Annotated in this window: 17 protein-coding genes; 5 read left to right on the top strand and 12 right to left on the bottom strand. The window is 72.2% G+C overall.

What is annotated here, in order from left to right; genetic code table 11:
* Position 1: 1 nt before the first annotated feature.
* A complete protein-coding gene (locus OHA89_RS04425) occupies positions 2-556 on the bottom strand; it encodes a gluconokinase (RefSeq protein ID WP_406365333.1) in 555 nt (184 codons plus the stop codon).
* 106 nt (positions 557-662) lie between these two features.
* Between OHA89_RS04425 and OHA89_RS04420 the strand changes: the two genes are divergently transcribed.
* Positions 663-1,379, top strand: a complete 717-nt coding sequence (locus tag OHA89_RS04420) for a FadR/GntR family transcriptional regulator (RefSeq protein ID WP_406365332.1) — start codon at positions 663-665, stop codon at positions 1,377-1,379.
* A gap of 14 nt (positions 1,380-1,393) precedes the next feature.
* On the opposite strand, the gene OHA89_RS04415 is transcribed toward OHA89_RS04420, so the two are convergent.
* The gene (locus tag OHA89_RS04415; RefSeq protein WP_406365330.1) at positions 1,394-2,308 is read right to left on the bottom strand and encodes a sigma-70 family RNA polymerase sigma factor; all 915 of its coding nucleotides are present in this window, start codon (positions 2,306-2,308) and stop codon (positions 1,394-1,396) included.
* A 182-nt stretch (positions 2,309-2,490) separates the two neighbouring features.
* On the opposite strand from OHA89_RS04415, the gene OHA89_RS04410 reads away from it, so the two are divergent.
* Complete coding sequence (locus OHA89_RS04410; protein WP_215144168.1) at positions 2,491-2,838, top strand: hypothetical protein; 348 nt, start codon at positions 2,491-2,493, stop codon at positions 2,836-2,838.
* Positions 2,839-3,063: 225 nt separating this feature from the next.
* On the opposite strand, the gene OHA89_RS04405 is transcribed toward OHA89_RS04410, so the two are convergent.
* The 5 genes from OHA89_RS04405 to OHA89_RS04385 all read right to left on the bottom strand — a co-directional run bounded on the left by OHA89_RS04405 (position 3,064) and on the right by OHA89_RS04385 (position 9,564).
* The gene (locus OHA89_RS04405) at positions 3,064-4,641 is read right to left on the bottom strand and encodes a long-chain-fatty-acid--CoA ligase (RefSeq protein WP_406365328.1); all 1,578 of its coding nucleotides are present in this window, start codon (positions 4,639-4,641) and stop codon (positions 3,064-3,066) included.
* A gap of 104 nt (positions 4,642-4,745) precedes the next feature.
* Positions 4,746-6,452 (bottom strand): aldehyde dehydrogenase family protein, encoded by a 1,707-nt coding sequence (locus OHA89_RS04400; RefSeq protein WP_266612973.1) that lies wholly within the window; start codon positions 6,450-6,452, stop codon positions 4,746-4,748.
* Positions 6,453-6,531: 79 nt separating this feature from the next.
* A complete protein-coding gene (locus OHA89_RS04395; RefSeq protein WP_266612972.1) occupies positions 6,532-7,875 on the bottom strand; it encodes an MFS transporter in 1,344 nt (447 codons plus the stop codon).
* 46 nt (positions 7,876-7,921) lie between these two features.
* Positions 7,922-8,845, bottom strand: coding sequence for a TauD/TfdA family dioxygenase (locus OHA89_RS04390; protein ID WP_266612970.1), 924 nt, complete (start codon positions 8,843-8,845; stop codon positions 7,922-7,924).
* Positions 8,846-8,961: 116 nt separating this feature from the next.
* The gene (locus OHA89_RS04385) at positions 8,962-9,564 is read right to left on the bottom strand and encodes a TetR/AcrR family transcriptional regulator (protein WP_215144178.1); all 603 of its coding nucleotides are present in this window, start codon (positions 9,562-9,564) and stop codon (positions 8,962-8,964) included.
* A 340-nt stretch (positions 9,565-9,904) separates the two neighbouring features.
* Between OHA89_RS04385 and OHA89_RS04380 the strand changes: the two genes are divergently transcribed.
* Positions 9,905-10,462 carry a DUF3291 domain-containing protein gene (locus OHA89_RS04380; protein WP_266612969.1) on the top strand — a complete coding sequence of 186 codons (558 nt, stop codon included), beginning with the start codon at positions 9,905-9,907 and terminating at the stop codon, positions 10,460-10,462.
* Between the two features lie 86 nt (positions 10,463-10,548).
* On the opposite strand, the gene OHA89_RS04375 is transcribed toward OHA89_RS04380, so the two are convergent.
* Positions 10,549-10,929, bottom strand: coding sequence for a VOC family protein (locus tag OHA89_RS04375; RefSeq protein WP_257552868.1), 381 nt, complete (start codon positions 10,927-10,929; stop codon positions 10,549-10,551).
* Positions 10,930-10,936: 7 nt separating this feature from the next.
* On the bottom strand, positions 10,937-12,850 hold the full coding sequence (locus tag OHA89_RS04370; protein ID WP_266612967.1) for an ABC transporter ATP-binding protein: 1,914 nt from the start codon (positions 12,848-12,850) through the stop codon (positions 10,937-10,939).
* Positions 12,851-12,989: 139 nt separating this feature from the next.
* On the opposite strand from OHA89_RS04370, the gene OHA89_RS04365 reads away from it, so the two are divergent.
* Complete coding sequence (locus OHA89_RS04365) at positions 12,990-15,014, top strand: AMP-binding protein (protein WP_406365324.1); 2,025 nt, start codon at positions 12,990-12,992, stop codon at positions 15,012-15,014.
* 21 nt (positions 15,015-15,035) lie between these two features.
* On the opposite strand, the gene OHA89_RS04360 is transcribed toward OHA89_RS04365, so the two are convergent.
* Positions 15,036-16,802 (bottom strand): GNAT family N-acetyltransferase, encoded by a 1,767-nt coding sequence (locus OHA89_RS04360; RefSeq protein ID WP_406365322.1) that lies wholly within the window; start codon positions 16,800-16,802, stop codon positions 15,036-15,038.
* A gap of 95 nt (positions 16,803-16,897) precedes the next feature.
* On the opposite strand from OHA89_RS04360, the gene OHA89_RS04355 reads away from it, so the two are divergent.
* The gene (locus OHA89_RS04355) at positions 16,898-17,320 is read left to right on the top strand and encodes a DUF350 domain-containing protein (RefSeq protein ID WP_215144187.1); all 423 of its coding nucleotides are present in this window, start codon (positions 16,898-16,900) and stop codon (positions 17,318-17,320) included.
* A 70-nt stretch (positions 17,321-17,390) separates the two neighbouring features.
* Here OHA89_RS04355 and OHA89_RS04350 read toward each other — a convergent pair whose 3' ends face one another.
* Both OHA89_RS04350 and OHA89_RS04345 read right to left on the bottom strand, forming a co-directional pair.
* Positions 17,391-18,620: an acyltransferase gene (locus OHA89_RS04350; protein WP_266612962.1), complete on the bottom strand. Its 1,230-nt coding sequence runs from the start codon at positions 18,618-18,620 to the stop codon at positions 17,391-17,393.
* Complete coding sequence (locus OHA89_RS04345; protein ID WP_406365319.1) at positions 18,617-19,660, bottom strand: alpha/beta hydrolase; 1,044 nt, start codon at positions 19,658-19,660, stop codon at positions 18,617-18,619. Before OHA89_RS04345 ends, OHA89_RS04350 begins: the two co-directional genes overlap by 4 nt.
* Positions 19,661-19,791 lie beyond the last annotated feature (131 nt).

Below are 19,791 nucleotides of genomic sequence, written 5' to 3'. Positions count from 1 at the left end.
GTTAGTTCTGGGGTGTGGGGAGCCGACGCAGGGCGGCCAGCGCCCGTTCGGTGATGTCTTCCGGGGATCCGGACACGTCGACGACGACGCCGAGTTCGTCCTCCTGGAGCGGCTCCAGGGTGGCGAACTGCGAATCCAGCAGGACGGCGGGCATGAAGTGACCGGTGCGGGCCGCCATCCGCTGCCCGACCAGTGCACGCGCGCCGGTCAGGTGGACGAAGACCGCCTCGGGAGCCGCGGTGCGCAGCCGGTCGCGGTAGGAACGCTTGAGCGCCGAGGCCGCGACCACGCCCCCGGCCCCGCCGAGTCCGGCCCGGCTGCGGATCCAGTCGCCGATGGCGTCGAGCCAGGGCCACCGGTCGGCGTCGTCCAGCGGGGTGCCGGCCGACATCTTGGCGACATTGGCGGCGGGGTGGAACGCGTCCCCCTCCGCGTACGGAAGGGCCAGGGCCTCCGCGAGCAGCCGACCCACGGTCGTCTTGCCCGTACCGGCTACGCCCATCACCACAATGACGCGCTGGGAGCTCACGTCGTACCTCGCTGTCCTCGTCGACATCGGTCCGTGCGGGCATCACTGAAGCGCATTAAGTAGTACTTATTCAAGGGGCAGCCGAGAAACATCACATTTTTTGTTCGCCGGGGCGTCACCGTACGCTTACGCCATGACCACCGAAGGCAGTCCTGGACCGGCACAGGGGCTCCATTCCCACGTACTGGACACCCTCGGACTCGCCATCACGGCGGGGGAGTTCCCGCCCGGCAGCGTGCTGCGGACGGACGAGATCGCCGAGCGCTTCGACGCCTCCCGCACCGTGGTGCGCGAGGTCGTCCGGGTACTGGAGTCGATGAGCCTGGTCGAATCCCGCCGGCGGGTCGGGGTCACGGTGCGCCCCACCGAGGAGTGGAACGTCTACGACCCGCGCGTCATCCGCTGGCGGCTGGCCGGCACCGACCGGCCCCGGCAGCTGCGCTCCCTCACCGTGCTGCGTTCCGCGATCGAGCCGGTCGCGGCCGGGCTCGCCGCGGCCCGGGCCACTCCCGAGCAGTGCGCCGAACTGACCGAAGCGGCCCTCGGCATGGTCCGCACCTCACGCGGCCACCAGCTCGACGGCTACCTGCGCCACGACATCGCCTTCCACCGCGTCGTGCTGAACGCCTCCGGCAACGAGATGTTCGCCCGCCTCGGAGACGTCGTCGCCGAGGTGCTGACCGGCCGCACCGAGCACACGGTGATGTTCCACGACCCCGACCCGGCGGCCGTCACCCTGCACGTGCGGGTGGCCGAGGCGGTACGGGAGGGTGACGCGGCGCGTGCCGAGGCACTGACCCGGCAGATCGCCGTGGGGGCCCTGGAAGAGCTGGACGTACTCGCCCCGTAGGGCCCCCGGGCGGGTCAGGCGTCGAGAACGGCGAGATCGAGCTCGCGCAGGCGCTCCGGTTCGGCGATCACGTCGATCTCGGTGATCAGGCCGTCCTCGATCGTGAAGCCGAGGACCAGGAACAGCCGTCCCAGCGGGGCCATCGCCAGACCGGCCACGCCGTTGAGCAGGGCAGGCTGCGTGGACCGCGCCCGCTGCATCGCGGCCATCGCGCCCCGGGCGACGGTGACCGCGCCGCTGATGAGGAGCGGAGCGGGGGTGGGTCCGACGGCCTTGTCGGCCCGGAGCACCACGTCGGGATGGAGCAGCGCGACCAGGGCGTCGAAGTTCCCGCCGCGGGTGGCGGCGAGGAAGGCGTCCACGACGCGGCGCTGGCGGGACAGATCGGCTTCGGGTACCAGCGGGGCTCCCTTGACCCGGCGGCGGGCGCGGCTCGCGAGCTGCCGGGTCGCGGCCGGGGACCGGTCGAGCAACGGGGCGATGTCCTCGAAGGGCACGGCGAACAGGTCGTGCAGCACGAACGCGAGCCGCTCGGCCGGTGTCAGCTTGTCGAGCACCACCAGCAGTGCCAGCCCGACCGAATCGGCCAGCATGGCCTCCTGCTCGGGGTCGACCGCGTCCTCGCGGCTGACTGCCGGGTCGCTGGGATACGCCTCCAGGGAGTCCTCGCGGCGGGACTCGCGCGCCCGCAGCATGTTCAGGCACACGCGCGCCACGACGGTGGTCAGCCACCCGCCGAGGTTCTCGACGTCGGTGGTGTCGGAGCGGTTCAGGCGCAGCCAGGCCTCCTGAACGGCGTCATCGGCCTCGCTGAGCGAGCCGAGCATCCGGTAGGACACCGCTCTCAGATGAGATCGGTGCTCTTCGAAACGCTCCGTCAGTCGGAAGCTGTCGTCCACGGGCCGGATTCCTTCCTCGCAGCGGACCATCAACGTAGATCATCGGAAAGTCGCGGCCGTGGGCGGGGAGTTGGAGGCGCGGGACCGGGCGGGACCCGGACCGCCCCGGCCGGTCCGGGCGTGGAAGGGCGCTGCTGGATAATGGCGGTGATCAGCAGAAGCAGTGGAGACGCCGGGGACACGTGGTGGTCCGGCAGGAGAGGGAGCCCCCGATGGACGTGCAGCACTTCGAGCGGATCACCGCTTTCATCGAGGCGCGGCTCACCCCGCTGTTCGACGCGGAGACGGGCAGCGAGTACGGCTTCGGGATGGACGACACCTCCCGCGCCCTGCGCGCGCTGCGCAACGCCGTCCTGGAGGCTTCCGCCATCAAGGGCCTCATCGCGCAGCGGGAGTCGGCCGACCCGGCCATGCGCCGCGTCATCGACCAGTCGGTGGAGCACAACTGGGACGTGCTGCGCGGCATCGCCCGCCAGTGGGAGGACCACGCCGACTTCCGCCACGAGTTCAAGCACCACGCGTGGGAGCTCGACCACCACCACGCCGCCGCGGAGGCCTGAGCCCCGCTGGGTCGGCGCGGCCCGGTCGACGGCCACCGGGCCGGCCCGGTGGCGGTGCCGGGCCGCAGCGTGCGCAGCGCGCCGGACCCTCCGGTGCGCCCGACCCCATGCAGCGTCCGAAGCTCGGTCCCTGGCCGCGCGGTGAGCGGAAGCCCCAAGGTGTCCGGTGGTCCGGCAAGGACATTCGGAGCCCTCGCCATCGACAACGGAAAGGGGGATCGATTCCTATGCGATCGTGCCGGCATCCGAGGTACCCGCGTCCCGGAGCTCGCGCTTGAGGATCTTGCCGGTGGCATTGGTGGGCAGGGCGGCGAAGAACTCCACCAGGCGGGGGTATTTGTAGCCCGCCATCTCCTCCTTGCACCAGGCGATCAGCTCCTCCTCGGAGAGCGTCGCGCCCGGAGCGAGGACCACGCAGGCCTTGATCTCCTCACCGTGGCGCTCGTGCGGAATTCCGATGACGGCCGCCATGCTCACGGCGGGATGGGTGAGGAGCACCTCCTCGATCTCCCGTGGGTAGACGTTGAAGCCACCGCGGATGATCATGTCCTTGGCGCGGTCGACGATGTAGAGCCACCCGTCGGCGTCCCGACGGGCCAGGTCCCCGGTGCGGAACCAGCCGTCGCGCATCGCGTCGGCGGTCGCCTCGGGCCGGTTGAAGTAGCCCTTCATCACGTTGTGTCCGCGGACGACGATCTCGCCGATGGCGTCGGCACCCTGGACGGGGGCCCAGTCCTTGCCGACCAGGTCCACCTCCACGCCCCAGACCGGACGTCCGATGGAGCCGGGCCGCACCTTCTCGCCACGCGGGGAGAACGTGGCCACCGGGCTGGTCTCGGAGAGCCCGTACCCCTCCAGAATGGTGACGCCGAACCGCTCGGCGAACCGGCGGTGGATCTCGACCGGGAGCGCCGAGCCCCCCGAGCCGGCCATCCGCAGGTTCCGGGCGATCTGCGGCAGGTCCACGTCGGGCGCCTCCTCTTCGAGCAGCGCCCAGTACATCGTGGGGACACCCGCGAAGAAGGTGACGGCATGGCGCTGCATCAGGGCGAGGGCCGACCGGGCGTCGAAGCGCGGCAGCAGCACCAGCGTCGCTCCTGAGGCAAGTCCGGCGTTCATCTGGACGACCTGGCCGAAGGAGTGGAACAGCGGCAGGGTGACCAGATGCACGTCGTGCTCGATCTCGCCGAACAGCTTGTGGCAGGTCAGCACGTTGAGCATCACGTTGGAGTGGGTGAGTTCGGCGCCCTTGGGCCGGCCGGTGGTTCCGGAGGTGTACAGGATGACCGCGGTGTCACCGGACTCGGTGGCCACCGTTTCGAAGTCCGCGCTCTGCCCGGCCAGCGCCGCCGTCAGGGTCTCGGCGCCTGTGATCGGGGAGTCCTGGGTGGGGGCGGCGGGCACCAGGAAGAAGTGCTCGCAGCCCGGGGTCTCGCCGAAGCCCGCCCAGCCCTCCTGCCCCAGCGGGAGCTCGGCGCCGCCCTCGAAGCAGAAGTAGGCCTTGGCCTCGGAGTCGGCCAAGTGGTACGCGATCTCACGGCCCTTGAGCAGTACGTTGAGCGGGACGACGACCGCGCCGGCCTTGAGGATGCCGTAGTAGACGATCGGGAACCACGGCACGTTCGGGCAGGACAGCGCGACCTTGTCGCCCGGCGCGATGCCGCGTGAGCGGAGCAGGTTGGCCACGCGACGGGCCGCCGCGTCCAGCTCCGCATAGGTCAGTCGCTGGACGCCCAGCACGACTGCCGTGCGGTCGGGCACGGCGCGGGCGCTGTTCTCCAGCACGGCGGCGAGATTGAGCATGTGAGGTCTCCGTGGGGTGTGTCGGTGGAAGCGGCGGAAAGGGGATCTGCCACCGGACCGTCCCGTGGAACGGCAGATTCGCGGCAGGGGCATGTGCGAAGGCATCAGCCGCGCAACGCCGAAGCGAAGAGGGCCGGCAGTTTCATCACGCTCGGCGCGGCCGTGAAGCGGGTGAGGCGCTCCACGGTGGTCAGTGCGGTGCGGTGGGTGACGAAGTACGGCGGGCGAGGGGACAGTGACGGGTCGCCCGTGACCAGCCCTCGCGGAGCGGGCGTGAACGGGGCGCGCAGCACGGTCTTCTCGATGTCCTCGAGCATGAAGGCGTTGTGCACGAAGCCGATGCCGCTTCCGATGTCCTGGCGGGTGTGCCCGGGGTGGGCGCCCCACGGTGTGAAGCCGAGCAGGAAGCCGACCGCCGACCAGCAGTTGACGCCCAGGGTGCCGTAGCGCAGGTCGGCGATCGCGCTGCGCACCGCCTCCCGGTGGGCCTTCTCGGTCCTTGGGTGGACGATCAGGGTGGCGCCGAGCGTGCCCGGGAGGGTGTTGTTGGCGAAGTCGACGGCGTGGCGCAGGAATTCGGCCGGAGTGTGTCCGGGCAGGCGCAGGACCCCCAGGGCGCTGCCGAAGACCTCCTCGGTGATCAGGACGTCGTCGTGGTCGGTGATGTCGGGGACGAGCAGCCGACAGCCGTCGTCGTGGGCTTCCGCCTCCGGATGGGCGGCGAGGACGGAGGCGAGACGTCCGGCGGCGCCCGGGTAGTAGTCGGTGCGTGGAGGCAGTTCGCGCAGTAGCCGCCGGATCTCTGCCAGGAGCCGCTCGGTGCCGTCCCAGTCGCGTGGCAGAACCAGGATCTGGCTGGCGATGCAGTTGTGTCCGGAGTTGTTCATCTTGGTGGTGACGACGTGTTCGGCCTGGAAGCGGAAGTCGGCGTCGCTCCACGGCCCCGGCACCACGATGCAGGGGCTGACGCCGCCCAGTTCACTGCTGAAGGGCTTGTCCAGAAGCGGCCGGTCGTCGTGGCGGCGCTGCTCGGCGTCCTCGTCGGTGCCCCAGACGATGGCGTCGTGGGTGCGGTCGCTGCCGGTGACGTGAATGGCGTCCACGTCCTCGTGGGCGGCGAGGTAACCGCCTTCGGCCGCACCGCCGTCGACGAAGCGCACCCAGCCGTGTTCGACGAACTCGGCGAAGACGTGATCGAAGTGGGGGCGGAGGTAGTCGTTGACCGGGTTCATCTTGGCGATGACGACCTGGCCCTCGGCGAAGAGCTTGTGCAGGATGTCCAGCGCGGTGATGGCGGCGACGTTGCCCGCTCCGAGCACCAGAGACACGCCCGGGCGGCCGGGCCTGTCCCGGTACTCGCCCGCCGCTCGGCTGCGTGCCTGCTCCGCGGTGGTGCCGGGGCGCATCCACACCTGGGCCGTGAAGCCGCCCAGCAGGAGGCTGTCCCAGCCGGTGGCGGGGAAGACGTCGACCCGCGTGCGACCGTCCTCCTCGTGGACGGCCTTCGCGTCGACGGGATCCTTGCCCGCGGCGATCCGCCGCAGCACGTGCAGATACGCCGAGGCGTTCTGCGCCAGGGCCCACGGCCCGGCGATCCAGTCCTCGGCGGCCCACGGCGAATCGGACGCGTACCCCTTCGCGCGGGCACCGGCAGCGGCCATCTCGGAGGCTCGGGAGACCACGCGCGGCAGCAACCGCTCCAGGAGGGCGATGCGTTCGGTGAGCGGGGTGGCGGACCAGGACTTGGCGCTGCCGCGTACGTGGCCCACGGTGAGGTCGAGGAAGGAGGTGTCGAGGGCGCTGGTGTTCAACGTCGGTCCTTGGGAAGGTCGGGAGTGGGCAGGGCGATACCCGCTCCGTGCACTGCGCGAGGAGCAGGCACGCGCGTGGTCACCTGGACAGTCGTCGGGCGTCGCGGTCCGGGTCGATCAACGTGAGGGCGGCGGCCCCGCTCAGCAGGAGTACGGCGCCGGTGACCAGGACCGCGTACTGGTAGCCCTCCGCACCGTGGGTGTCCACGAAGTGCCCGATCAGCGTCGGGGCGATCAGACCGGCGGTGGTCACCACGGCGTTCATGATGCCCAGGGCACCGCCGCGACGATCGGCCGGAGCCAGCTCCGTGACCGTGGTGACGGCGACGCTGCTCATCGCTCCGGCGAGCCCGAATCCCGCGACCAGCAGCACGGCGGTCACGGCGCCGGCCGGGGCCAGCGGCAGTGCGAGGCATGCCGCGGCACCGATGAGGAGCAGAACGCCGCCGACCCCGCCGCGGGACCACCGGCTCGCGGTCCCGCGGCGCAGCAGCCATCCGGTCAGGCCCGCCTGCCCGAGCACCACGACGCCGCCCAGACCCCAGACCAGCATCAGCACTTGGGTGGCCCCGGCCGAGTCGTAGCCCAGCGCGTCGCGGAGGTAGGAGGGGAGCCAGACCAGGGCGAAGGCGATGACCCAGTAGGTGCCGAAGTAGGCAGCCGTGGCACCGATCCAGGTGCGGGTCGAAAGGATCCGCCGGTACGGCGTCCTGTGCCGGGCCGCAACCGGCCCGGCTCCCGCCGCCCCCTCACCCCTCTTGTCGGCGGAGCCGGTCGGCGCCGTGGTGTCCGACGCGGCCGCGTACGGCCCCTCCCCGCCGAAGGGGATCCAGAGCAAGGCCCACACCACACCGGCGAGCGCCACCGCGGCGACGGCCGAGCGCCAGCCGTGGTGATGGATCACCCACGTCAGTACGGGAGCGGCGACCAGGACCCCCAGGGTGATTCCGAGGACGATCAACGCCCCGGGCAGGTTGCGTCGGTGGTTGGGGAACCAGGACAGGGTGGCCTGCTGGGCGACGGGGAAGGCGGGCCCCTCGGCGGCACCGAGGAGAACACGTGAGGTGAGGAGCACCGCGAGCCCTCCGCCCACCGCCAGCGGCGCCTGGGAGACGGACCACAGGACGGCCATCGCCAGCAGCAGCCACTTGGGCCGTATGCGGTCCGCGAGCAGCCCCACCGCGGCGCCGGAGACCGAGAACAGCAGGAAGAAGGCGCTGCTGGCGAGTCCGAAGGCCGATGCCGACAGGCCGAGGTCCTGTCGGATCTCGTCCGCGGCCAGACCGAGCACGGACTTGTCGGCGAAATTGATCATCATGAAGACGACGAGCAGCGCGGTGACGGTCCACGCGCGGCGTCTGATTCTGCTCGGCGCCTTCGGGGGGCCGGCGGGCACGGCGGGTGCGACATCGGTGTCGGTCACAAGGGCTCCGCGGAGACTGGATGGGGAGGGGAGGTCCGTTGTCCGTTCAGGAGAGCGGGACGCCGGCGATCGCGATGCGCTCCATGACACGGCGCTGCGGGAAGTAGTCGCTGATCGCGTAGTGCTGGGTGGCGATGTTGTCCCAGATCGCGACGGAGCCCGGCTGCCAGCGGAAGCGCACCTGGTACTCGGGGATCCGGGCCTGGAGCACGAGCTCGTCGAGGAGTTCACGGCTCTCAAGGTCCGACAGTCCGACGATCCGGGTGGTGAAGGGCTCGTTGACGTAGAGGAGCCTCCGGCCGGTGCGCGGGTGGCGGACGACCACCGGGTGCTCGACGGCCGGCAGGTTCTCACGGTGCGCCGCGATCTGGCTCTCGGTCATCAGCGCGCCCCAGCTCGGCACCCAGTCGTGCACGGCCGTGAGTCCCTCGATCCGGGCCTTCATGGACTCGGTGAGGTTGTCGTAGGCGGCCGCCATGTCGGCCCACATGGTGTCGCCACCGGCGGACGGGACCTCGACGGCGCGCAGGACGGAGCCGAGTGCCGGCGCGGCCATGAACGAGTGATCGCTGTGCCAGATGTTCTCCGTGCCGATGGCCATGGCGTCCTTGGCCAGGCGGGAGACGCCGACGGTGTTGCCCTTGGGGAAGAAGGGGTTCGGCTCCGGCTCGCCCCACAGCCCGGAGAAGGCGAGCTGGGCCTGCGGGTCGAAGGCGTGCTGGTCCCGGAAGAACAGCACCTTCCACTCCAGCAGGGCCTGCCTGATCTCTGCCGCGAGGTCCTCGCCGATCGGGAGCGAGAGGTCGACGCCTTCTATCTCGGCGCCGATGTGCGGAGTGAGCGGGCAGACGTCCAGGAGCAGGTAGTCGGGCTGCTCCGCGCCCGGCGCGATGCGGTCCAGCGTGCGCTTCCCGTAGTGCATCAGGGGCTTGTCGAGCGCGGGGGCGGGAGTGGTGACGGCGCTGTCCATGAGGCCTCCGTAACGAGGGCGGAAAATCGTTACCGGAAGTATCGTTATTGGGGTGTGCGGAGGCAAGGGTCCGTGGGCATCGAAAATCGAGCCGGGAAATCCGGGTGGGAGACTGCTCAGGCAGCCGAGCGGACGGCGCGGCTGACGAGGTCCACCAGCGTGTCCACCAGCGCGGCGTCGGGCAGCTCCTGCTCGACGATCAGCCGGAAGAGCAGCGGCGCGGCCACCAGGGTCGCCGCGGCCCGGACATCGGTCTCGGGCCGCACCTCACCGCGCGCGATCCCGCGTTCCAGGATGCGCCTGGTCTCGCTCGTGATCCGCTCGGTGTACCCCGCGTACTGGCCCCGCTCCGCGCCCGTCTCGGCCGCCGCACCGATCAGGCCCGCGATCAGCCGGTCCGATCCCGGCAGCCGGTAGGCCTCCAGACGAGTGGTGAGCAAGGACCGGAGCTCCGCGCGGAAGTCGCCCAGATCAGGCACTGACAGGACGCCGATACGCGTCTCGGCGGCGGCGATGATGAGGTCCTGCTTGGTGGGCCAACGCCGGTAGATGGCGGGCTTGCTCACCCCGGCCCGTGCGGCGACGGCATCCATCGTGACGGCCCCGATCCCCTGCTCGGTGATCAGGTCGACGACCGCGTTCAGGACCGCCCCCGTGACCCGCTCCTCCCGCGGCCGCCCCGGCCCCCGCTCCGCCCCACGCGACTGTGTACCCACCATGCGAAGAGCCTACGGTCCCGGCGAGGATGCCGGTCGGCAGGGGGGCGGACGGGCATGGCGGGCGAACCGATCGGCCGAAGCGGATCACTGGTACCCCGCAGCCTGCCCACGCAATGGCCGGTGCAAGAGGCCACTTGGGCAGGGAAAACGCAACTTCGACATGGCTCGCAGAGGCAGCTACCTTCACCTGGTCATCGGCGATCGCCCACGGTCGCACAGGAGTTCCTTCAGGCTGAGCCACCCGCGACGGGACGAGTTGGTCACGCCCCACGAATCCTCGCCCCATGCGTAAGCCAGCGAACCGGGTCCGCACCAGGCACCCCCAACCAAGGAGAGACGCATGCCCCATCTTGCGCTGTACACATTCGGCGTCCTGAAGTCACCTCTCGCCGATACCGGACCTCTCACGCGCGAGTTCTACGACATTGGTGAGGCCGTCTACGGGAAGATCAGTCAGCACCCCGGGTACCTCGCGCGTGCTGAAGCGGCAGACGGTGACCGGGGCGAGCTCTTCGATGCGGACTGGGGTGCATGGGGAGAGTTCGCCGTACCGACCTGGTACGGCAAGGGCCATACGGTGGAAACCACCGCCCTGGCCACGACCCTCTCACTCTGGACCGACCTGCGCCCCGCCTTCGACGCCATCTACACCGGTCTGCACCGTGAGGCGCTGAACAGGCGTTACGACTGGTTCGAGAGGACAGGACACCCGAATTACGTGTTCTGGTGGGTCTCCGACGGCGTGATACCCACCTGGCAGGACGGGGTTTCCAGGCTGGAACATCTCCACGACCACGGCTCCGCGCCGCACGCCTTCACCTTCCACCACTCGTTCGCCCCGGAGGGAACTCCGACCAGGGTCAAAGGCATCGGGCCGAAGAGCGACCAGGTTCGCTGACAAGGAAGCCTGAACGGAATCCGCCAAGGCCGGATCGGACCCCAGGCCGGCCGGCCTTCCCGTGCGCTTCCGTCACCCCCTGCCCCCTATTGCGTACCGCGCTTGCGGGGCGTGGTCTGCTGGACCGCCCAGCCGTTGCCGTCCGGGTCGGAGAAGTAGACGAAGGAGCCCCAGGGGAGGTCCTGGATCTCCGTCACCTCCACGCCCCGGCCGCGCAGGTCCTCGTACGCCTCCTCGATGTCGGTGACGACGACCTGCATGTTGTCCAGGGATCCCGGGGTCATCCGGGTCAGTCCCTTGCCGATCGCGATCGAACAGGCCGACCCCGGCGGAGTCAGCTGGACGAAGCGGACGTCCTCGCTGACGGTCACGTCGTGGTCGGCGTTGAAGCCGATCTTCTCGTAGAAGGCCTTGGCCCGGTCGACATCGGTGACGGGGACGGCGACCAGTTCCAGTTTGATGTCCATCACAGCATCATGCTCCCGGCACCGCCGCCGCGCCGCCCGATGTCACGTCGGCAGGCGTGTCCGCCGCCGCGAACTGGGTGCGGTACAGCTCCTCGTACCGGCCGCCCGCCGCCAGCAGCTCGGTGTGGGTGCCCCGTTCCACGATCCGGCCGTCCTCGACCACCAGGATCAGATCGGCCGCCTGTACGGTCGACAGCCGGTGCGCGATCACCACCGCGGTCCGGCCCGCCAGGGCCTCGCCCAGCGCCTCCTGCACCGCCGCCTCCGAGGTGGAGTCCAGGTGCGCGGTGGCCTCGTCGAGGATCACCACCCGCTGGCGGGCCAGCAGCAGCCGCGCGATGGTCAGCCGTTGCCGTTCCCCGCCCGACAGCCGGTAGCCGCGCTCCCCGACGACCGTGTCCAGTCCGTCCGGCAGCGAGGCGACGAGGCCGTCCAGGCGGGAGCGGCGCAGGGCCTCCCAGATCTCCTCCTCGGAGGCTTCCGGCCGGGCCAGCAGCAGGTTGGCCCGTACCGACTCGTGGAAGAGGTGCCCGTCCTGGGTGACCATGCCGAGCGTCTCGCGGATCGAGTCGGCCGTGAGGTCCCGTACGTCGACCCCGCCGAGGCGGACCGCGCCCGCGTCGGCGTCGTACAGCCGGGGCAGCAGCTGGGCGATGGTCGACTTGCCGGCGCCGGACGAGCCGACCAGGGCGATCATGCGGCCGGGTTCGGCTCGGAACGAGACCTCGTGCAGGACCTGTGTACCGCCCTTGGCGTCGAGGGTGGCGACCTCCTCCAGGGAGGCGAGCGAGACCTTGTCGGGGGACGGGTAGCCGAAGGAGACCCGGTCGAACTCCACGGACACCGGCCCGTCCGGCACCGTGCGGGCGTCGGGCTTCTGCGTGATGAGCGGCTTCAGGTCGAGGATCTCGAAGACCCGCTCGAAGCTGACCAGTGCGCTCATCACCTCGACGCGGGCACCGGCGAGCGCGGTCAGCGGGGCGTACAGCCGGGTCAGGAGCAGGGCGAGGGCCACCACGGAACCGGCGTCCAGGGTCCCGCGCAGGGCGTAGTACCCGCCCAGCCCGTAGACGAGGGCGAGGGCCAGGGCCGAGACCAGGGTGAGGGCGGTGATGAAGGCGGACTGGGCCATCGCCGTGCGGATCCCGATGTCCCGCACCCGCGCCGCCCGGGCCGCGAACTCCGCGGACTCGTCGGCCGGCCGCCCGAACAGCTTGACCAGCGTCGCACCGGGCGCGGAGAACCGCTCGGTCATCTGGGTGCCCATCGCGGCGTTCAGCGTCGAGGCCTCCCGCTGCATCCCCGCCATCCGCGCCCCCATCCGGCGCGCCGGCAGCACGAACACCGGCAGCAGCACCAGCGCCAGCAGGGTGATCTGCCAGGAGATGCTCAGCATCACGGCGAGGGTCAGGAGCAGCGTCACGGTGTTGGCGACCACCCCGGACAGGGTGTTGCTGAACGCCCGCTGGGCACCGATCACATCGTTGTTGAGCCGGCTGACCAGGGCGCCGGTCCGGGTCCGGGTGAAGAAGGCGACCGGCATCCGCTGCACGTGGTCGAAGACCGCCGTCCGCAGATCGAGGATCAGCCCCTCGCCGAGGGTCGCGGAGAGCCGGCGGGTCAGCAGCCCCAGGCCCGCCTCGGCGACCGCGATCAGCGCGATGAGGAGGGCGAGCCGGGTGACGGTGCCGCTGTCGCGTCCGCCGACGATGGCGTCGACGATCCGGCTGGCGAGCACCGGGGTGGCCACGGCGAGCAGCGCCGTGACGACGCTGAGCAGCAGGAAGAGGGTGAGCCCGCGGCGGTGCGGGCGGGCGAAGGCGGCGACCCGGCGCAGGCTCGCCCGGGAGACCGGGCGGCGGTCCTGCTGCGCGTTGATCGCACTGTGCAGCGATGTCCAAGCGGTGACTTCCATGTCCATGGCCGAAACGTTAGGACCTCAACCAAAGTCGAGGTCAAGGATTCGAGTCATCTCCGGTCCGGACTGTGCCAACTCTCGCTCGGACGAAGGATTTTCACGACCCCGGACCGCTGTCGGTGCCCGGTGGCATCATCGGTCCATGACGCAGGGATCCGAGTCCGTACGCTTCGGCAAGGCCGCCACCGACACCGTCCTGCACCGCTTCGGCCAGTGGGTGCGGGACGCCCCGAGCGCCCGCGCCGTCATATCCGGCTCGGAGAGCCTCACCTACGGGCAACTCGACGCCCGGGCCAACCAGTTGGCGCACCACCTGCTCGACGCCGGACTGCCCGCCGACGGCCTCGTGGCGATCGGGACGGACCGCCAGGCCGAACTCCTCGTCGCCGTCCTCGCCGTCCTCAAGTCCGGTGGGACCTACACCGTCCTCGACGTCGACGTGCCGCGCACCGGGCAGCAGCAGCTCGCCGCCGCCCCGCCCTTCGCGCTGCTCACGCACGCCGCGCACCAGGCCCGCCTCGATGACGGAAGCGGCCTGCGGGTCATCCGGCTCGGCGCGGAGGCGGACGCGATAGCCGACCGGCCCACCGGGCCGCCCCCGGCGCCCTCCGGAAGCGGCCGGACCGCGGCCGTCCTCTTCACCGGGGGAGCGGTCCCGCGCGCCGTGCCCGTCAGCCATGCCCGGCTGCTCGCCGCCCACGACAGCTGGGCGGAGGTGATCCGGCCGACCCCGGAGGACCGCCACCTGATCACCGCCGGACCGGCCCTCACCGCCTTCGCGGCGGGCTGGACCCGGGCCCTGTGCTCGGGCGGGGCCCTCGTCGTACCCGAGCGCGCACCGTGGAAGCCCGACAAGATCCGTCAGGCGATCGATTCCGACCAGGTCAGCGTCGTGCACACCGACCCGGTGGGGGCGGCCCGGCTGCTCCTGCGCGACCCCGGGCCGGCAGCCACCACACAGCCGTCCGTCCCCCGAGCCCGCCGCGAAGCCGACCCGGAGCTGCGTTCGCTGCGGCTGCTCACCGTCACCGGCGCCCGGTTCCACCTCGACGAACAGGCCGCCCTGCAGGACCGGCTCCGGACCGGCGTGCGGCTGCTCAACGTCTACGGGCTCACCGAGACCGCGGGCACCGGTGCCTGGTTCGAACTGCCGCAGCTGCCCGGCCCGGTCGACGACCCGGAACGGTTCTCCCTCATCGGCACCCCCTTCCCCGGCTGCCGCGTCGACCTGCGCGACGGGGAGGTCCGCCTCGCCCCGCCCGACGGCGGCGACGCGATCCCCACCGGCGACCTCGCGCGGCTGCGCGACGACGGGCTGCTGGAGTTCGGCGGCCGGATCCGCGACCGGATCACCGTGGACGGGCGCACCCTCGACCCGCACCCGCTCGAATCGGTGATCCGCGGCCACGAGGGCATCGGTTCGGCGCTGGTGGCGGCGGTGCCCGGCTTCCAGGGGGTTCCCCGCCTGGTCGCCTACGTCGCCCCGCCGCCCGCCGACCCGTCATGGCCCCCGGGCTCCGGCCTGCCGGACGTCGACGAGCTCCGCGAGTACCTGGCGGGCCGGGTGCCCCCCGAGGACCGGCCCCGCGCCGTGGTGTGGCTGCGCGTCCTGCCCCGCGACAGGGCCGGCCAGGAGGACCGGGCCGCCCTGCCCCTGCCGATCACGAGCGCCTCCGCGGCGCAGCCCGCCGGGAGCAAGTCCGCCCGGCCGGCGACCCGTCCGATCGGTCCGTTCCCGAGCCTCTGGGCCGCCGCCTGCGGGGGCGTCGCGGCGGGCTTCGTCGGCCTGATCCTCACGAAGGTCTTCTGGCCCGGATCGACGGACCTCACCGGCGTACCGCAGCCCTGGGCGTTCCTCTTCTTCCTGCTCTACCTCATCGAGTGCGTGTCCTTCGGCATCGGCCTGGTCTTCCTGTTCCGCGGCCGCGCCCGGATGCCGCTCCGGGGTCGCGGCCGCAGGCTCACCACCGCCGCGCATCTGGCCGTGGCATACCTGCTGATGGCGTGGTGGCCGCAGGACAACCTCTACCGGCTCGCGGCCAAACAGGACTGGCCGCGGCAGGCCGCGCTCGTCTACACCTTCAACATCCCCCTGATGATCGCGGGCGTCGTCGTCGCCGCGTACGTCATCGCCAAACCGCCGAAGCCCTTCGACGTCGACGACTGACCCGGCCCGGGCGGCCCGTGCTCACGGCATCGGTTCGCGCGGGCCGAACAGCCCCCCGCCCGCCAGGGTCCTGGCCCGGACCAGTGCTTCCGCCGCGTCCAGCGTCCGCGCGCTGTGTGCGGCCACCAGGAAGCCCAGCCACGGCGAGGGTTCGAAGGCGGCCGTCGGGATCGCCGGGACGAACACCGCGCCCAGCTCGGCGCACTCCCGGTCCAGCCCCGCGCACAGCTCGTCCAGCTGGGCCTCGGGCAGCCGGGCGCCCAGCTCCACCCGGTCCACGATCCGTACGAGGTGCCCCGCGCCCCGCAGCGCGTCGAGCCGGGCCGCCACCATGAAGGCCACGGCCGGCCCGGTCAGGCGCAGATTGGTCTCGGTCGGCGCGAGCCGTCCCTCGCCGGCGGTCACGAAGTCCACGTCGAACCAGCCCCGGTAGCCGCCGGCCGCCAGCTCCCGGCCCACTGCCGCCCCGAAGGCGCCGAGCGGTTTCTCCGCCCAGCCGGGCACCACCCCGGGCCCCACCGTGGCCCCCGCGTAGCAGCCGTCCCGCACGTCCATCACCGCCCCGCCGACCTCGTGCACCCGGCCGTCGGCAGCCACGAACCCGTCGTACGTGAGGTCGCGCGGCCCTTCTTCCTCCCCAGAGCCGTGCACGAACTCCTCCACCAGCAGCGGCCCGCGCGGCAGCCGCCTCAGCACGGCGCGGGCCCCGCCCTCGGCCCGGACCCGGGCGGGGGTGAGCACCGTGGTGCCCGAACCCCCCACACCGTGCTCCGATTTCAGAACAGTGCTCTCGCCCGCCTTGGCCCGGGCCGCGACGAGGCGGACCGCCGCCCGCCGGGAGCCGGCCCGCCACTGCTCGGGCAGCACGATCCCGGGATGCCCGCCGCCCGACAGGATCCGGGCGAACAGACCGTGCGCCGCCGACTTCGACTCGTACCGCAGCTCCCCGGCCCGCCACGGCCGGCCCGTCAGCTCCGCGAACGGCCGCGTCCGCCCCCACGGTACGAGGGGCAGCCCCGCCCCGGTCAGCAGCGCGGCCAGCGCCGGCCGGGCCCGTACGGCATCCGACAGGCCGGGACCGCCCTCCTCCGCCAGGCCGTCGTACACCTCCACCCCGGACCAGCCCAGCCGGCGGCAGACCCGCTCGGTCCAGCCCCGCGGCACCGTACGGGGCAGCACCAGCGCCGCCGGGTCGGGGCTGTAGAAGGCGGCCAGGCACGCGTAGTGGTGTGCGGCCCGCTGCTCGCCGTCCAGGGAGACGTCGGCGAACTGGGCGTTGAACTCGGCCACATTGCCCAGGTGAACGGCCCGCCCGCCACCGGTCCACGCCCGCGCCCAGGCGGCGAGCGGCGCGGGGGACACCTCGAACCGCACCAGGGCGCCGGGGCCGCCCGGCGCGGCCACCGCCCCCATCGCCCGGTAGAAACCGACCGCGTGCGGATCGGCGTCGATCACCAGGCGGCGCACCCCCAGCTCCGCCGCCCGGTGCAGCGCGTCCCGGTACAGCAGCCGCCCCACGCCCCGGCCGATGGCCGACGGCTCCACGAACAGCAGCCCCAGGGAGGCGAGCGGGGCCGTCCCGTCCAGGGAGGCGAGCCCGAGCACGGCCCCCTCGCCGTCCTCGGCGACCACGATGCGGCGGGCGGTCACGTCGCCGGGCCGGATCCGCAGTTCCTCCGCCCAGGCGGCCAGGACCTCCGGCTCGTACCCCCAGTGCGCCTTGGACCGCATCACCAGCCCGGTCAGGGCCTCCGCCTCGGCCGCCCGCGCGGCCCTGACCTTTGCCATTTCCTGACCTCCCCATGGTCCGCGCCAAGGCCGTGCGATAGATTCGGCCTCCCCACGGCACATCATTTCCCACCCACGCGGAGACAGGCTTCTCAATGAGCGACATCATCAACGGACTTGGCCGCACCAGCGCCTTCGGCGCTCTTGGCCTGGTGCTGCTGATCCTCGGCATCGTCCTCGTGGACGTGCTGACGCCCGGGAAGCTCCCGAAGCAGATCTGGGAGGAGCGCAACCGCAATGCCGCCCTCCTGCTGAGCTCCGCGCTCCTCGGCATCGGCGGCATCGTCTTCACCTCGATCTGGACCACGTACGACAACTTCGGCAAGGGCCTGCTGTCGACCGCGGCCTTCGGCGTGCTCGGCCTGGTCCTGATGGCGGTGGCGTTCCTGGTGCTCGACCTGGTGACTCCGGGCAAGCTCGGAGCCATCGTCGTCGACCCGGAGCCCCACCCCGCGGTCTGGGTCACCGCCTCCTGCAACCTCGCCGTGGCCGCGATCGTGGCGGCCTCGATCGCCTGACGCCGGTACGACGAAGAGCGCCGCTCCCCATCGGGAGCGGCGCTCTCGTCGTATCCCGGCGACCCCGCGTCTACGCCAGCCCCAGCGCGAACACCGCGAACCCCGCCGCGAGCAGCCCCGCCACGGTCCGGCGAACCGCCGGGGCCGTGCGCGCCTCCCGCGCCGGACCCTCGAACCGCTGCGCGTACCGGGCGATGCCCACCAGCAGCACCGCGAACACCGGCATCCACGCCAGCCGCGCCGCGATCCAGCCCAGACTGTCCGGCGCCGTCGTCAGCCCCGCCAGCTCACCCAGGAACGAACCGGGCACGGCCGCGGCCAGCATGGCCGTCTGATGCCAGCACAGGATCGTCATCGCACACAGATTGATCACGACCACCGGCGCCCACAGGGCCGGCCGGGCCAGCAGCCTCGCCAGCCGGTCGCGCAGCAGGATCGCGGCACCCGACTGGCCCGCCGCCAGGGCCAGTACGAGCAGCGACGGCGGGTGGGAGTTGGTCCGCGCGGCACCCGGTACGCCCACCATCGACGCCGGGTAGTGGAAGACCGCGAGCAGCGCCGCGAACAGCAGCGTCCCGCCCGCCAGCAGCAGCCAGCCCCCGCGCCGGCCGATCCGCCCCTCACCCCAGCTGACGCCCAGCTGGTACGCGAACAGCCAGCCCGGCAGGATGTTGAGCAGCGACACCCAGCCCGGCACCGAGCCGGCGAGCGGCCCGTAGCGCAGGAAGTCCACCACGGCGACCGAGACGAGAAGCGGCGCCGCCGCCCAGCCGCCGAGCCGGCCCGCCGCCCGCACGCAGTACGGGGTCAGCGCGGTGATCACCACATACACCCCGACGAACCACAGCGGCTGGATCACCAGCGTCGCCCCGGTCCGCAGCGTGGCCTCCGGCACCCCCGCCGCGTACAGCACCGGCGCGGCCAGCGCCCACACCGCCGTGACCCCGAGCACCGGCCGCCCCAGCCGGACGATCCGCCCCTTCAGCCACGCGCCCGCCGAACCCTGGTGACGCCGGAAGGAGAGCGCCGAGGCGTACCCGCCGACCAGGAAGAAGATGCCGAGCATCTGGAGCACCCAGCTCGCCGGGGCCAGCCCGCCGAAGGACGACAGCGGACTGGCGTTGTGCAGGCCGCCGTCGGAGTCGAGGGTGAACCCGCCGAGCAGCCAGTGGCCCGTCGGCACGGCAAGCAGGGCCAGGGCGCGCAGCCCGTCGATCGCCCGGTCGCGATGGGCCGGGGTCTGCCGCTCGATCCCGTCGGCGGTCCTCTTCAGCAACGTCAGCGTGCGCGGCGTCGTCATCGGATCTCTCCCTCTGCGATCGCGGCGAAGGCCGCCAAGGACTGGGTGCCGGGCGCGAAGTAGCCGGTGTGGCCCTGGACATCGGCGGCGGGCACCCGGCGGGCGCCGAAGCCCGCGGAGGTGGGGTCGGCGCCGTGGCCGATCCCGGCGAACCCGACGTTCGGGACGTCGGCGATCCAGTCGGAGGGGCCCCGCGCCGCCCACACCCGGGCGGCGGTGCGCAGCCCGGCCGCGGTGCCGGCGCGCATGCCGGGGGAGCCGAAGGCCACGATGTCGGTGGCGTCCGTGTGCCGGGCCGCCAGCCCGCACACCACCGATCCGTAGCTGTGGCAGAACAGCACCGGGTCGGGTGCGCCGACCGCGTCCAGCCCCGCCGTGAAGCGGGCCAGGCGGACCGCCCCCGCCTCGGCCAGCCGGCCGTCGGCCGCGTCCAGGCCGACCCCGACCGGGGTGGTGTAACCGATCCACGCGATGACGGCGGTGGATTCGCCGGTCTCGGCGCGCAGCGCCCGGGCCATCCCGGCCGGACCGCTGGCGGGCTTGCGCCGGGCGTCGTGGTGGGTGGCGTCGTTGTCCGAGCCCGGCACGATCACCGAGACGTGCGCCGCGTGCTCCAGATCCCCGAACACCTCGGCGACCTGGCCCCGGCCGCGCGGGTCGAAGGCCAGGATCTGCCGGTCCGGCGCACCGAGCGAGGCGTAGCGGGCCTCACCCGTCGCGGCGATCGCGATCCGGTTGGCCTCGTACCGCAGGGACGGCGGAGCCCCGTCCAGGTTCCCCACCACCAGCGGGTGGGACCGTACGAGCTCCCGGCGCGCGGCCTCGTCCAGCCGGTCGAAGAACCGGGCCACCTCGTGCGGCGTCGCGCTCGCCGGATCGGGCAGCGCCCGGCCGGCCGCCGTGTCGGCCCGCCAGGCGGCGGCGCCGGGCGGCGGCCCGGTGACCGCCCGCTGGCTGTCGCCGGAGGCCCAGCCGGCGGTCCCCCCGACGACGGCCACCGCCAGCGCGGCCGTGACCATCGTCCTTCCGAAGCGGCGCATGCCCCTTCTCCTCTCCTCGTGACGAGGAGGAAGGTAGGAAGGAGGTACCGGCGGCTGCGTCCCACCGTGGAGCCAACTCGGATGTCATACCCGGGTAGGGGGTGGAGGAGACGGGCCCTGCCCCGCCCCCT

Source organism: Streptomyces sp. NBC_01546 (assembly GCF_045208355.1).
Lineage (GTDB): Bacteria > Actinomycetota > Actinomycetes > Streptomycetales > Streptomycetaceae > Streptomyces.
Note: the sequence above shows the minus strand (reverse complement) of the source record. Positions and strands in the feature narration are given on the sequence as shown.